The sequence below is a fragment of the Pseudomonas rhizosphaerae genome (assembly GCF_000761155.1).
Taxonomy (GTDB): Bacteria; Pseudomonadota; Gammaproteobacteria; order Pseudomonadales; family Pseudomonadaceae; genus Aquipseudomonas; species Aquipseudomonas rhizosphaerae.
In genome coordinates this window covers 4,520,439-4,533,755 of record NZ_CP009533.1, presented here as the reverse complement: position 1 = coordinate 4,533,755, position 13,317 = coordinate 4,520,439, and the positions used below count along the sequence as shown (strand labels likewise).

At 64.8% G+C, this 13,317-nt stretch carries 14 protein-coding genes; 6 read left to right on the top strand and 8 right to left on the bottom strand.

Annotated elements, in window-relative coordinates:
- The first annotated feature begins 69 nt into the window (after window positions 1-69).
- Window positions 70-534 (top strand): hypothetical protein, encoded by a 465-nt coding sequence (locus LT40_RS20185; RefSeq protein ID WP_043192989.1) that lies wholly within the window; start codon window positions 70-72, stop codon window positions 532-534.
- Here LT40_RS20185 and LT40_RS20180 read toward each other — a convergent pair whose 3' ends face one another.
- The 4 genes from LT40_RS20180 to LT40_RS20165 are packed head-to-tail and all read right to left on the bottom strand — an operon-like array spanning window position 535 to window position 5,260.
- Window positions 535-1,395 (bottom strand): efflux RND transporter periplasmic adaptor subunit, encoded by an 861-nt coding sequence (locus LT40_RS20180; RefSeq protein ID WP_043192988.1) that lies wholly within the window; start codon window positions 1,393-1,395, stop codon window positions 535-537.
- 10 nt (window positions 1,396-1,405) lie between these two features.
- On the bottom strand, window positions 1,406-1,606 hold the full coding sequence (locus tag LT40_RS20175; protein ID WP_043192987.1) for a DUF1656 domain-containing protein: 201 nt from the start codon (window positions 1,604-1,606) through the stop codon (window positions 1,406-1,408).
- Window positions 1,596-3,761, bottom strand: a complete 2,166-nt coding sequence (locus LT40_RS20170) for an FUSC family protein (protein ID WP_043192986.1) — start codon at window positions 3,759-3,761, stop codon at window positions 1,596-1,598. The genes LT40_RS20175 and LT40_RS20170 overlap by 11 nt, the downstream gene beginning before the upstream one ends.
- The gene (locus tag LT40_RS20165; RefSeq protein WP_043192985.1) at window positions 3,758-5,260 is read right to left on the bottom strand and encodes an efflux transporter outer membrane subunit; all 1,503 of its coding nucleotides are present in this window, start codon (window positions 5,258-5,260) and stop codon (window positions 3,758-3,760) included. Before LT40_RS20165 ends, LT40_RS20170 begins: the two co-directional genes overlap by 4 nt.
- A gap of 176 nt (window positions 5,261-5,436) precedes the next feature.
- Between LT40_RS20165 and LT40_RS20160 the strand changes: the two genes are divergently transcribed.
- Together LT40_RS20160 and LT40_RS20155 are read left to right on the top strand one after the other, a co-directional pair.
- Window positions 5,437-6,384: a LysR family transcriptional regulator gene (locus tag LT40_RS20160; RefSeq protein WP_043192984.1), complete on the top strand. Its 948-nt coding sequence runs from the start codon at window positions 5,437-5,439 to the stop codon at window positions 6,382-6,384.
- 70 nt (window positions 6,385-6,454) lie between these two features.
- Window positions 6,455-7,429 carry a 2-hydroxyacid dehydrogenase gene (locus LT40_RS20155; protein ID WP_043192983.1) on the top strand — a complete coding sequence of 325 codons (975 nt, stop codon included), beginning with the start codon at window positions 6,455-6,457 and terminating at the stop codon, window positions 7,427-7,429.
- A gap of 1 nt (window position 7,430) precedes the next feature.
- Here the strand turns inward: LT40_RS20155 and LT40_RS20150 are convergent, their stop codons facing one another.
- Window positions 7,431-8,366: a DMT family transporter gene (locus tag LT40_RS20150; protein WP_043192982.1), complete on the bottom strand. Its 936-nt coding sequence runs from the start codon at window positions 8,364-8,366 to the stop codon at window positions 7,431-7,433.
- Between the two features lie 134 nt (window positions 8,367-8,500).
- Between LT40_RS20150 and LT40_RS20145 the strand changes: the two genes are divergently transcribed.
- Entirely contained in the window at window positions 8,501-9,373 is an 873-nt protein-coding gene (locus LT40_RS20145; RefSeq protein WP_043193868.1) for a helix-turn-helix domain-containing protein, read from the top strand.
- Window positions 9,374-9,408: 35 nt separating this feature from the next.
- Here LT40_RS20145 and LT40_RS20140 read toward each other — a convergent pair whose 3' ends face one another.
- The 3 genes from LT40_RS20140 to LT40_RS20130 are packed head-to-tail and all read right to left on the bottom strand — an operon-like array spanning window position 9,409 to window position 11,611.
- Entirely contained in the window at window positions 9,409-9,735 is a 327-nt protein-coding gene (locus LT40_RS20140) for a DUF3325 domain-containing protein (RefSeq protein ID WP_043192981.1), read from the bottom strand.
- A complete protein-coding gene (locus tag LT40_RS20135) occupies window positions 9,735-11,309 on the bottom strand; it encodes a PepSY-associated TM helix domain-containing protein (protein WP_043192980.1) in 1,575 nt (524 codons plus the stop codon). The genes LT40_RS20140 and LT40_RS20135 overlap by 1 nt, the downstream gene beginning before the upstream one ends.
- Window positions 11,306-11,611: a DUF3649 domain-containing protein gene (locus LT40_RS20130; RefSeq protein WP_043192979.1), complete on the bottom strand. Its 306-nt coding sequence runs from the start codon at window positions 11,609-11,611 to the stop codon at window positions 11,306-11,308. Before LT40_RS20130 ends, LT40_RS20135 begins: the two co-directional genes overlap by 4 nt.
- A 222-nt stretch (window positions 11,612-11,833) precedes the next feature.
- Here LT40_RS20130 and LT40_RS20125 point away from each other — a divergent pair, with 222 nt between their 5' ends.
- Together LT40_RS20125 and LT40_RS20120 are read left to right on the top strand one after the other, a co-directional pair.
- The gene (locus tag LT40_RS20125; RefSeq protein ID WP_043193867.1) at window positions 11,834-12,340 is read left to right on the top strand and encodes a sigma-70 family RNA polymerase sigma factor; all 507 of its coding nucleotides are present in this window, start codon (window positions 11,834-11,836) and stop codon (window positions 12,338-12,340) included.
- Window positions 12,337-13,290, top strand: a complete 954-nt coding sequence (locus LT40_RS20120) for a FecR domain-containing protein (protein WP_043192978.1) — start codon at window positions 12,337-12,339, stop codon at window positions 13,288-13,290. Before LT40_RS20125 ends, LT40_RS20120 begins: the two co-directional genes overlap by 4 nt.
- The last annotated feature ends 27 nt before the right edge of the window (window positions 13,291-13,317 follow it).

Here is a 13,317-nt window from a genome sequence, read left to right as displayed (position 1 = left end):
GGCGCAGTTTTCACCGACATGCAAACGTTCTGTAGGATACGCCCCACTCTCTCACCAAGGCTGGCAGTCATGTTAATCGGCATCTTCCTGATCATTTCCTGGATCGTCCTGCTGGTGCGCTACCCGTCCAAGGCGCTGCCGATCTCCGGGGCCGCACTGTTCGCCCTGGCATTGCTTTCGCTGTGGGTCATCATGAGCGACACGCGCGAAGCCCATCGCCTGGCGCGTCTGGAAATGCGCATTGCCTACGATCCGCAAGGCTGTCCGGGCGACCGTCCGCTGCGCCTGAACCTCAATAACGGCAACAGCGTGCCGATGCTCGAACTGCAGTGGCAGATCGCGGCCTACGCGCCTGGGCAAACCGTCAACCTGGCGGAGAACCTCTACACCGCGCCGCGCTACCGTGGCCCCGGCGAGCTGCAGGCCGGTGCCGATTGGCAGGACTGCCTGCCGCTGCCACCGCTGCGTCCCGGCTACCGTCCGCAGACCCTGGAATTCCGCGCCGAACGCCTGCAGGGCAGCTTCTCTAAATAATCAGGGCACGGCGGGCGTGACGATCACCGTGCATGTCGTACCGGCCGCCAGCAGCATGCCGTCGGGCACCGCATCCAGTTGGATGCGCACCGGCACTCGCTGAGCCAGGCGCACCCAGTTGAAGGTCGGGTTGACGTCGGCGATCAATTCGCGGCTCTGCGGGTTATCGCGGTCATAGATGCCGCGCGAGATGCTTTCCACATGGCCGCTGAGGGTTTCACCGCTCATCATCTGCAACTGCGCTGCGTCGCCCACGTGCACGTGGGGCAGCTTGGTTTCCTCGAAGAAGCCGTAGACCCAGAACGAATGCTCGTCGACCACGGCCAGCTTGGCCTCGCCCACGCGTGCATAGTCGCCCACATGGACGTTGAGGTTGGTGACGTAGCCATCCACGGTCGCGAGCACGCGGGTGCGGTCCAGGTTCAGCTGCGCCGCCTCCAGGCGCGCCTCGGCCTGTTGATAGTCGGCCAGGGCCGAGGCCGCAACGTTGCTGGCGTCCTCACGGCTCTCCTTGGAGATCACCAGTTCATCCAGGTCGGCACGGCGACTGGCGTTGACCTTGCGCATTTCCCAGGCAGCCTTGCGCGAGGCCACCAGCGCCTGGGCCTGCTTGACTGCCAGGCGGTAGTGGGCCGGATCGATCTGCAGCAGCACGTCGCCCTTGCGCACGCGCTGGTTGTCGCGCACCGGCACCGCCGTGACGTAGCCCGACACATCGGCGGCGACGTTGATGATGTCCGCGCGCACGCGCCCGTCACGGGTCCAGGGCGTCTGCATGTAGTGCACCCATAGCTGCCGACCGATGAAAATCGCCAGCGCCAGCACCAACAGGGTCGCCAACAGGCTGTAAAACTTTTTCATTGCGCAGCTCTCAACGGTAGATGCTCAGCGCCATGGCGCCGAACAGACAGACGAACAGGCTCAGGCGCAGCAGCGCCGGGTGCCAGAAGAAACGGTACAGATCCAGGCTGGCGAACAGCCGATCGAAGGCCCAGGCGATACCGGCGGCAACCACGAACAACAGGGTCATGGTCGGCATGTACAGGCCATGGAAAGCGATTTCACGGGGCATGCTCAGCTCCTTGCGCGGGCAATTCAGCGAGTGGCGATTGCGGGTCCAGCAGCGAACTGCGGATGAAGTGCAGGTAGCTCTGGACCCGGCGCAGTGCCGAGGTGTCGAAATGTCGGGCGAAGGGTTCATCGGTGTTCCTGACCAGGTGAATGGCCTGTTCGACGGCCGCCATGGCCCGTTGCAGGTTGCCTTCCTGGGGCTGGATGAACAGGCGCATCAGCGCGCGACCCATGACCCGGATCGACTGGCGCCAGGGCTGCCAGGGGGCATAGGCAGGGTGCACCGGCAAGCGCTCCTGCTCGCGGCGCAGCTCGATGATCGCGTGCCCCACCTCCATCACCACGAACATCCAGCGCAACAGGTTGCGCTGCACCTTCGGCTGTCCGGCTGCCAGGCCGTAGGCCTGGTGCAACAGGTCGCGGGTGCGACTCTCGAAGGCCGAACCCAGGCCGCGCAGCTTGCCGCTGATGGCGAACACCACCAGGGAACGCAGGTCCTGCTCCAGGCGCTGCCACATCCAGCGACTGTTGGGCGGCAGGATGATCGCCCCGGCAGCCGCGCAAAACAGCATGCCCACGACCATGCCGATGTAGTCGTTGATGAACCCATACGGATCGTACTGGGTGAGGTTGCCGGGCACCGAGCCCATGGAGAAGAAGATCAGCAGGCCCAGGCCGTAGCCAACGAAGCGCGGTCGCGAAGCCAGAAAGGCGCCCAGCGTCAGCACCGGCGCAAGCGTCAGGCACAGCAGTGCGAAACCGTCGATCCAGGGCAGCACGAAGAAGGTTGTGTAAAAGCCGACCAGTGCCCCGAGCAAGGTGCCGCAAGCCATCTGAAACGACATCCGCCGCGGGTTCGGTGAGGCGGCCGACAAGCCGACGGTGGCGGCAGCGACCAGGGTCATGGTCGCCCCGCTGGGCCAGGCCGTGGCGATCCAATAGCTGCCCAACAGCAGCAACACCACCGCAGCGCGAATGCCGGCGGCGGCACTGGCCAGCCAGTTGGTCTGCGAACGATACGGCTCGTCCCAGCGCTCGCGAGCATGTCGATGCTCAGCCAGCGAGGCGTGGGTCTGGGCATAGCTGTGCAGGTCTTCGACAAAGCGGTAGAGCAACTCGGAGGCGGTATGGAAATCCAGCAGGTCGTCATCGTCCGGGCCCTTTTGTTCGAACACCTCGCGCAAGCTGCGCACCTGGGCCGGCAGCGCGTCCTGGTACAGCGCCATGCGTTCGGCCAAGCGCGCGGCATCGGCGTCGGTCAGGGCTTGTTCGGCAAAATCGTCCAGTATCTTCGCCAATGTACGCAGCGCAGGCTCGATGGCCGACACCACGTCGCCATGGCCGCGCGCGCGGATGCGTTCGAGCAACTGGTGCAGTGCATTGAAACGGGTGGTCACCGCCATGAATTCACTGTTCAGACGGCTGACCCGACCGTTGCGCCGACGCATGTGCGGGTCCTCGAAGCCGGTCACGCTGCGCAGGCTCTCCAAGCCCACCGCCTCGGCGATGAAGCGTACGTTGCCGGCTTCGAACTGCTCGCGAGCGCTGCGCCCGCGCAGGCCATCGGTGACGAATCGGGCGAAGACGGCAAAGCGCTGGTACAAGGCATTGCGCATCGAGGCGCTGGCCGACTGCGGAAGAATCGCCGCACTGACCGCCGTCGAGACGAGAATGCCCAGGGCAATCTCCAGCACCCGCCACACGGCTGCCATGAAGGCATTGTCCGGGTGGGCCAGCGCCGGCAGACCGACCATGGCCGCCGTGTAACCGGCGAGGACGAAGCCGTAGGCGCGGAAGTTGCGGCAACGCATGGCGCCGGTCGAGCACAGGCCCACCCACAGCGCCAGACTGGGCAGGAACAGTTCGGTGTTCTGCGCGAACAGCGCGATCAACACCACCGTGACCGCCGAGCCCGCCAGTGTGCCCAGCAGGCGGTAGAAGCTTTTTGCGAAGACATGCCCGCTTTGCAGCTGCATGACGATGAACACGGTGATCATCGCCGTGCGCGGCTGCGGCAGCTCCAGGCGCATGGCCAGCCACAACGTGGTGAACGCAGCCAACAAGACCTTAAAGATGTAAATCCAGGTAACGCCATCACTGCGTGCCCACTCGAAGAAACCGCGGCGCCATTGCAGGCGGCCCAGCCAGGTGATCATCGATCGATCACCGCCAGTGGCTTGGGCACTTGCAGACGATCTGCGGCCGGGGTGTCGCCCCCTGCCCCGAGGTCGCCGCCCAGCGCCGTGACCAACTGCGCATGAACCGCCAGCCGCGCAGCCTGCACCTGCTGCTCGACCTGTTGCTGGTGCAGCAGCAGGGTCTGGGCGTTGAGCACCTCCAGATAGCCGGTCAGACCCCGCTGGTAAGCGACCAGGGCAATATCGTAGCTGTGCTGCGCTGCGGCCACCGATTCGTCGGCGAACGCCTGTTGCTTGTCCATCGAGGCCCGACGAATCAGTTGATCGGAGATCTGCCTGAGCGCCTGCACCAGGGTCTGATTGTACTGCGCCACGGCCAGGTCGTAGCCGGCCGAGGCGTCGCTCAGTTGCGCCCGCAATCGGCCGCCATCGAAGATCGGCAGGCTCAAGGCGGGCCCGACGTTGTAGGCCAGCTTGCGCCCAGCGAGAAATTCGAGCATGCCGCCGCCGGTGGCCAGGTAGCTCAGGCTGCCCACCAGGTCCACGTTGGGATAGAAGCCGGCATGAGCGACTTCGATGCCCCGAGCGTTCGCGGCCACCGCCCAGCGGCTGGCGACCACGTCCGGCCGCTGGCCGAGCAATTGCGCCGGCAGCGTAGACGGCAGGCCGAGCGGGGCCTGCAGGGACAAGCTCGGGCGCTGGAGTTGGCTGCCCTGCCCCGGCCCTTTGCCAGCCAGGGCCGCCAGTTGGTTTTGCGCGAGGGCAATCTGCTCGTCCAGGGCATCGACCTGCCGGTGCGTCTCGGGCAACAGGGCCTCGGCCTGGCTGACTTCCAGGTGAGTGCCGATGCCACCGCGCAAGCGCCGCTGCGCCAGTTCCATGATCTGCTCCTGCTGCGCCAGCGTGCGCTGCACGATGTCGCGTTGGGCGTAGTGCAACGACAGCTGGATGTACACCTGCACCACGTTGTTGACCAACTCCAACTGGGCCTGGCGCGCCTGGGCGGCGCTCATGTGAGCCAGGTCGAGGGCCTGCTCGCTGGCGCTGCGTTCGCGCCCCCACAGGTCCAGTGCATAGGTGAAGCCCACGCCGGCATTGTTGTCCCAGGTGGTCTGCCCGGAGAGGTCGCCTGGCCCGTAGAAAGGATCAGCCGGCCAGTTGTGGCGTTTCAGCGCGGCGCTGGCGTCGATGTGCAGCGACTCGGCAGACTCCGCCACGCCTGCCAGGGCTTTGGCCTGGCGCACCCGGGCAGCGGCCATGGCCATGCTTGGACTGCCGAGTAGAGCCAGGCTGACCCAGGCATCGAGTTGCCGGTCGCCGTACGCCTGCCACCATTGGCTCTGGGGCCATTGCGCGTCCTGGGCGGCGGTTTGAATGGCGGCATCGGTGGCCAGCGCATCGGCTGATAACGCCTCGCCTTGGGGGGCGATGCCAGCAGTGCCGATGCAACCGGTCAAGGCCAGGGTAAATGTCCAGACACTGAATATTTTCAGCACATCGATGAGGCGGCGCGGCACAGCGGCGATTTCCGGGGAGGTAGAACTGCGGAGGGGTCTGGACCGGCATTCTAGGGCCGCTTGGGGACGCCGATAAGCTGGATTTCCTGTGATTCTTTATTACCGAACCGGTGATAATCCTTCTGTATAATTGTGGCTTCATGCGACAATTTGTCCGTCGAACCAGAGACCGAATCATGGACACCTTGCAAAACATGCGTGCGTTCACCTGCGTGGCCGAAGCGGGCAGTTTCACCGCCGCCGCCGCACAACTGGACACCACCACCGCCAACGTATCGCGCGCGGTGTCCAACCTCGAAGCGCACCTGCAGACACGCTTGCTCAACCGCACGACCCGCCGCATCGCGTTGACCGAAGCAGGCAAGCGCTATCTGGTGCGCTGCGAGCAGATCCTGACCTATGTCGCCGAAGCCGAGGCCGAGGCCAGCGACGCCCACGCGCGGCCTTCGGGGCAGTTGAAGGTGCACACCATGACCGGCATCGGCCAGCACTTCGTGATCGACGCAATTGCGCGCTACCGTCGCACCCACCCGGACGTGACCTTCGACCTGACCTTGGCCAACCGCGTACCCGACCTGCTCGACGAAGGCTATGACGTGTCCATCGTCCTGGCCAGCGAGCTGCCTGATTCCGGCTTCGTGTCGCAACGCCTGGGCATCACCTACAGCATCGTCTGCGCCTCCCCCGAATACGTGAAGGCCCACGGCTCGGCCCGTACGCCGGGCGATCTGCGTGAACACGCCTGCCTGCGCCTGGTCAGCCCGGTGGTGCAACTGGAAAAGTGGCTGTTCCAAGGTCCCGATGGCCAGGAAATGGTCAACATCAACAACGCGCCATTCCAAGTCAATTCGGCCGACGCCATGAAAACCGCCATCAGCAGTGGCATGGGTGTGGGCGTGCTGCCCATCTACGCGGCCATCGACGGCCTGCGCAACGGCACCCTGGTGCGCATGCTGCCCGAGTACCGCCTGCAGGAACTCAACCTGTACGCCATCTACCCATCTCGACAGTACCTGGATGCCAAGATCAAGACCTGGGTTGAATACCTGCGCGGTTCGCTGCCCGACATCCTCGCGGCCCACGACGCCGACCTGCAGACCTTCGACCTGCAAATCGCCAACTGAGGCGGGATTGTTTCTGCTCGTTCGGCAATGTTAGCGTGCTCACATTGCCCTCCCGACGAGCACACCCCCAATGAAAAAAACCGTTCTCGCGTTCAGCCGTATCACCCCCGCCATGGTCGAGCGGCTCGAAGCGCATTTTGATGTCATCGTGCCCAACCCCAAGGCCGGGGACATCGCGGCGCAGTTTAACGAAGCCCTGCCCAAGGCCCATGGCCTGATTGGCGCGGGTCGGCCACTGGGTCGCAAACAACTGGCCGATGCAAGCAATCTGGAAGTGGTCTCCAGCGTTTCAGTGGGCTACGACAACTACGACGTCGGCTACCTCACCGAACGCGGCATCATGCTCACCAATACGCCCGACGTGCTGACCCAGAGCACCGCCGACCTGGCCTTCGCGCTGATCATGAGCAGCGCTCGACGCGTGGCCGAACTGGATGCCTGGACCAAGGCCGGCAACTGGAAAGCCAGTGTCGGTGCCGACCAGTTCGGCACCGACGTGTACGGCAAGACCCTGGGCATCGTCGGCCTGGGTAATATCGGCGCCGCGGTGGCGCGCCGTGGCCACCTCGGCTTCGACATGCCCATCCTGTACAGCGGCAACAGCCGCAAGCCTGAACTCGAGCAAGCACTGGGCGCGCAGTTTCGCAGCCTCGAGCAACTGCTGGCCGAGGCCGATTTCGTTTGCCTGGTGGTGCCGCTCAGCGACAAGACCCGGCACATGATCGGCGCGGCTGAGCTGGCGCAGATGAAGAAGAGCGCCATCCTGGTCAACATCTCCCGCGGACCGGTGGTCGATGAAGCGGCGCTGGTGCAGGCCCTGCGCGAAGGCACCCTGCGCGGCGCCGGCCTGGATGTGTATGAGAAAGAACCGCTGGCCGAATCGCCGCTGTTCCAGCTCGGCAACGTCGTGACGCTGCCGCACATCGGCTCGGCCACGGCGCAGACGCGCGACGCCATGGCGTATCGTGCCATCGACAACCTGACCGCCGCCTTGCTCGGCAAGCGCCCCCAGGACCTGGTCAATCCACAGACGTTCAAGGGCTAGTTCAAGCCGGCACCTTGGCGCCGCGAACCTGTGCCCCCTGCGATGCATTCGACGGGGGCACCCCGGGTTTGCTGCCCTTGCGGAACATCAGCACGTTGCCCAGCATCACCAAGACCAGCCCGCCCAGCGCAGGCGCGGTCCATTGATACCCCTCTGCATACGCCGAAACATTCAACGCCACCACGGGGAACAGCACCGTGCAATAGGCCGCTCGATCGGCGCCCATGCGTCCCACCAGCGTCAGGTAGGCCGTAAAACCAATCACCGAACCGGGTATCACCAGGTACATCAGCGAGCCGACGTAGCGCAGGCTCCACTCCATGCCGAAGGGCGTGCCCCGCAGCAGACAATAGCCGGTGAGCAACAAGGCGCCGTAGAGCATGCCCCAGGCGTTGGTGGTCAAGGGTCGCAGCCCAGCCTTCTGCTGCACGCTGGAAAGCATGTTGCCCGCCGAGAAACACAAGGTACCCAACAGCGCCAGGCCCAGGCCGAGCAAGGTTTGCGGACTGGCGTCGTGAGCCGACAGCTCGGGCCAGAACAACAGGCCCAGACCGAGCAAGCCCAACGCACCTGCGCCGATGACATTGGCCGTGATCCGCTGGCTGAAAAAGATCCGCGCGTTAAGCGCATTCCACAAGGTGGCCGTGGAGAACACCACCGCGATCAAGCCAGTCGGCACCCATTGGCTGGCCGTGAGGAAACACATGAAGTTCACGCAGAACAGGCAGAGCCCCTGAGCCAGGCAAATGAAGTGGCCACGCCGCCCCATGGCCTGCAATCGCCGCGTGGCCAGCAGTATCGCGAACAGTATCAGCGCAGCCAGGCCGAACCGGTAGACAATGGACACGGGGATCTCGACCACACCCAGTTGCAGCTTGAGCGCGATCCAGGTCGTTCCCCAGATCAAGACGGTCAGCAGATACAGCGATAGATTCATGACAATGCCCTCCTGGGTCAGAGGCGCATTGTCCAAGCGGTGGCCACTGACGGCTTGCACAAACTTGCGCTTATTCCGCCACCCCACTGGCGCCCCCTGCGCGACGCAGTAACATGGGCGCGGGGGTATCGATCATGACGGCTTTGCTCAACCTGCAAGTGTTTCAAGCGCTGCACAACTCGCGCCACGCGCGCCTCGAGCACAGCGCCGAGCTGGGCGATTCGATGGTGGCCGCGTTGTGGCGCAACCATCACGACGCCCAGGAGTATCAGGCGCCGACCCATCACACGCTGTCCTGCTACATCGGCGGCGGCACGGGCACTTTTCGCCGCGATCGACCGTGGGAGAAAGGCGCGCCCGGCAAGCAATGCATCCTGCCCGCCGGGCATGAATCGGCCTGGGTCATCAACGGCGATATCCGCCTGGCTCACCTGTATTTCAGTGCAGAGCAGTTCGCGCTCGGCTGCGTCACCTTGCTGGACCGCGAACCTCGGGAAATGCAGCTACGCGAAAATACCTTTCTCGAAGACCCGGCACAGGCCCAACGCTTTGCGCGGTTGATCGCATTGAACTGGACCGAACCGGGCGAGCGCGTGCTGACCAGCAGCCTGGCTCACGAAATGCTTGCCCATGCGCTGCTCAGCCAGGTGTCCGCGCGTCCGCAACTGCGGCTCAAGGGTGGACTGGCACCTCATCAGCGGCACCTGCTGCGCGACTTCATCGAAGCGCAACTGGCCGAACCCTTGAGCCTGGGCCAACTGGCGGCCCTGTGCAGCCTGTCCGAGTACCACTTCGCGCGGATGTTTCGCACCAGCTTCGGCTTGCCGCCGCATCAGTATGTGCTGGCTCGCCGCATCGCTCGGGCGCGTTCGCTGCTGCGTCAGACGCACCTGCCGTTGGGTGAGGTCGGCCTGGCCTGCGGCTTCGCCAGCGCCAGCCATTTCAGCAATCGCTTCCGCCAGGCTGGTGGGGTCGCCCCAGGCGAATACCGCCTGGCCTTTAAATGACGACGGCGCGAACGCGCAGTGTCGAGCCGCCGACGCTACCAGCGCGCCACGGCCGCCAGCAGCCCCAGCAGTACCCCCACCGCCGCCAACACCAGCGCCCAGCGTGGCCGGTACGGCAGCAACCACACCAGAAACACCGCGCTGCTCATTAGCACGGCCGTCCAGCGCACCAGGCCCATGGCCCAACCGGCGCTGATCACTGAGATCCACAGCGACAGGCCCAACAATGCCCAGCCCGCGACCCGCAACTGCACCTTGCGTGAAGGGCTCGGTCGGCGCCCGAGCATTTCCTGATGATGGCGATCCATGGCCAGGCACAGGGCGCTGAAACCGGCATAGCTGAGCAATCCTGCAGACAACATCAGTGCACCTCGTCTGGCATGACCGTACGCGCCGCGCGCATCGCCGGCAGGGCCGCAAGCGCCGCGCGGCGCCGTATTTTCACGACCACCCAGGCCAACACCAGGCCACACCCCAGGGCACTGAGATCGACGCCTGCAAGCACCCAGTCACCTGCGGCGATGGACACCGGCAGGCCATGGTCGGTGGTCAGCAGGCTCAGCAGAGGCAGACCCGCCAAGGCGATCGCCGCCAGGCTCAATTGCTCGACCCAGGCCTTGCTGCCGCTGCGCACGGCGGCATGGACGATGCTCAGCAGCCAGACCAGGAAGAAGCTGTCGACTTCCAGGCCAGCGCGCTCCGGATAGGTCGCCGGCAACAGGCGATTGGCCCACATGAAGCCTGCAATCGCCAGCACCAGCCCGGCCATGCCGGCGACGTTCAACACTTCCACCAGGCGCAGTTCGAAGGGCCGCACGCCGCTGCGGGCATGCTTGAGCTGGCGCTTGCCCAGCCACATGACCAGGCCCGTACCAATCAGCAAGGTACTGCCCAAACCACAGAAGAAATACAGCCAGCGCAGCACGGGCCCAGCGAACAAGCCCATGTGCAAGCCATAGAAGGTGCCCGCCACGACCATCGGCGCGGCGCTGTCGCGTGGCAGTTCAAGCACTGCGCCCGTGGTGCCGGCGAAGGTGATCGCCGCACCTGGGTCGCGGCTCACGGTATCGCCGTTGTGGCGGCTGAATTGCACCTGGGCATTGGCATCGCCCGGCAACTGCACCGAGACGCGGCCAATCCTGCCGTCGGGCCATTGCTGCAGCGCACGCTCGTACAGCACGGCCAGATTCACTAGCGGCGCAGGCTGCCCGGCGGCGGCCAGGCGTTGGTTGCCTGGGTAGATTTCACTGAAGAAAGCCTGGGTATCGCCGTCGTAGCGGCTGTTGATACTCGCCGGCATGAGCATGGTCATGAAGATCACCAGGCTGCTGTAGGTGATCATCAGGTGAAATGGCAGCACCAGCACACCGATTGCGTTGTGCCCGTCCAGCCAGGAGCGCGAGCCCTTGCCGGGACGAAAGGTGAAGAATTCCTTGAAGATCTTCTTGTGGGTGATGATGCCGGTCACCAGCGTCACCAGCATGACCAACGCCGCCAGGCTGCTCAGCCAGCGCCCCCAGGGGTAGCCCATCTGCAACTCGTAGTGGAAACGGTAGAAGAAATCACCGCCACGGCTGTCGCGCGCCTCGACCCGCTGACCGGTCTGTGGGTCCAGGGTATGCCGGGTGAAGGCACCACGCCCGCGCTTGTTCGGGTCCTGCCACATCACCGACAGCGCCGGCTCGCGCACATCCGGCAGGCTGATGAACCAGCGCGGTGAATGCCCGGCGTTGGCCTCAAGATACGTCTGCGCCTGCGCCAGGCTGGCCTGGGCATTGACCGCGCGGACCGGTATCTCGGGTTGCGCCCAGTGGCTGATCTCGTCCTTGAAATAAGACAGGGTACCGGTCAGGAAAATGGCGAACAGCAACCAGCCGAACACCAGGCCCGCCCAGGTGTGCAACCACGCCATGGCCTGGCGAAAGCCCTCCCTCACGGCAGGTGCTGCCAGTGCAGAAGGCCCGCTATTGCTGCCAGCACCAGGCCGGGTATGGCCAGGCCCACCCAAGCCCGGCTTGCACTGTGGGAAGCGAAGCACCAGAGCACCGCCACCAGGTACACCAGGAACGACAGCATCATGGCGCTGACCACCGCTTCGCCGCGCGCCATGGGCAACAGCCAGGCGATGCATACGCTTGCCAGTGCCGCCAGCACATAGCCGCCAAACACGGCCGCCACGACGCGGGAGGCCACCGCCCAACGATACGAGGTAGAGACCTCGCCAATTCTGCTTCTCATGGATGACCTTCGCACGTACAGATGCATCATTGGATCGCGCTGATAATAATGATAAATATTCTCATGCGCAAAGCCCGTCGGCTTTTATCTTGCGATGCGACGCTTTTCGAGCCGCGCTCGCGGCCAACCCTGCTTGCCCAAACCCAGCCACATCCGTAAGATACGAACAATTCTTATTCTGCTGCGCACGACCATGGCGCCGGAGTGTTCGCGGTGACCGCTGTGACTTCCCCTGCCTCGCATTCGATCGAGGGCCTCTACCTCGTTCATCGCCGCTGGTTGACCGAATGGCTGCGCAGCCGCCTGGGCTGTCCGGACAATGCCGCCGACCTCGCCCAGGACACCTTCATGCGTCTGCTGACCGCGCGTGAAGTCACTCCCATCCACGAGCCCATCCGCGAGCCACGCGCCTTTCTCACCACGGTGGCCAAGCGCGTGCTGTTCAACCACTACCGCCGCCAGGACCTGGAACGTGCCTACCTGGAGGCACTGGCGCAGATGCCAGAGCCCCTCGCACCCTGCGAAGAGCACCGGGCGATCATTCTGCAGACGCTGCTGGAACTGGACGCGCTGCTCAATGGCCTGCCAGTCGTGGTCAAGCGCGCCTTCCTGATGGCTCAGGTCGACGGCCTGGGCTACCGCGAAATCGCCGACGAACTCGGCATTTCCCTGGCCACGGTGAAGCGCTACCTGCACAAGGCAGCCATGCGCTGCTACTTTGCGCTGTGAACGAGGCCCGCACGTTTTCCCCGCAGGTGGCCGAACAGGCCGTGCAATGGTGGCTCGAACTTCAGGACGGAGCGCTCGACCCGCGCCAGCAACAGGCCTGGCAGCGCTGGCTGCATGCCGACGGCGAACACCGCCGAGCCTGGGAGCACATGCAAAAGGTCAATCAGCAGTTCGCCGGCCTGCCCGGTCCCCTGGCCCAGGCCACCGTTGGCGCGCCCCACTCGCCCGGCCGCCGACGCGCACTCAAGGCGCTGCTGTTGCTGGGCATGGCTGGCGCAACGACGCTGGCCTTGCGTCAACAGCATTGGCTGCCGCCACTGGTGGCCGATTACCGCAGCCCGCTGGGCCAGCGCCGCCAACTGCAACTGGACGACGGCAGCCGCATCCACCTCAATACTACCAGCGCCGTAGACGTACGCTTCGATGCGAGCCAGCGCCTGATCCACCTGCTCGAAGGCGAAATCATGCTCACTGCAGGGGTCGACGCGCGGCCCTTGCGCATCAGCACCGACCAGGGGCTGGTTACCACCGAACGCGGACAGGTCAATGTTCGCCAGATGCTCAACAGCACCTGGGTGCAGGCGTTGCACGGCGCCGTCGCGATTCAGCCAGCCGCAGTGCAGGGAACTCCACTGCGCCTGGCTGACGGCCAGCAAGTCGAGTTCGAACGCCAGCGCGTCAATCCGGCGCGGCCACTGGACGCCAACAGCGGGGCCTGGGTCGACGGCATGCTGATCGCGGCGCACATGCGTCTGGGCGATTTTCTCGCCGAAGTGGGCCGCTATCGCCGTGGCCAGCTGGACTGCGACGCCTCGGTGGCCAACCTGTTGCTCTCGGGCAGTTTCCCACTGGGCAATACCGAGAGCATCCTCGATTCACTGGAGGCCGCACTGCCGGTCAAGGTCCGGCGTTTCACTCGCTATTGGGTCACGGTGCAGGCCCGCGTCTAGTCGGCCCAAGGGCCGCCGAAATCTTTT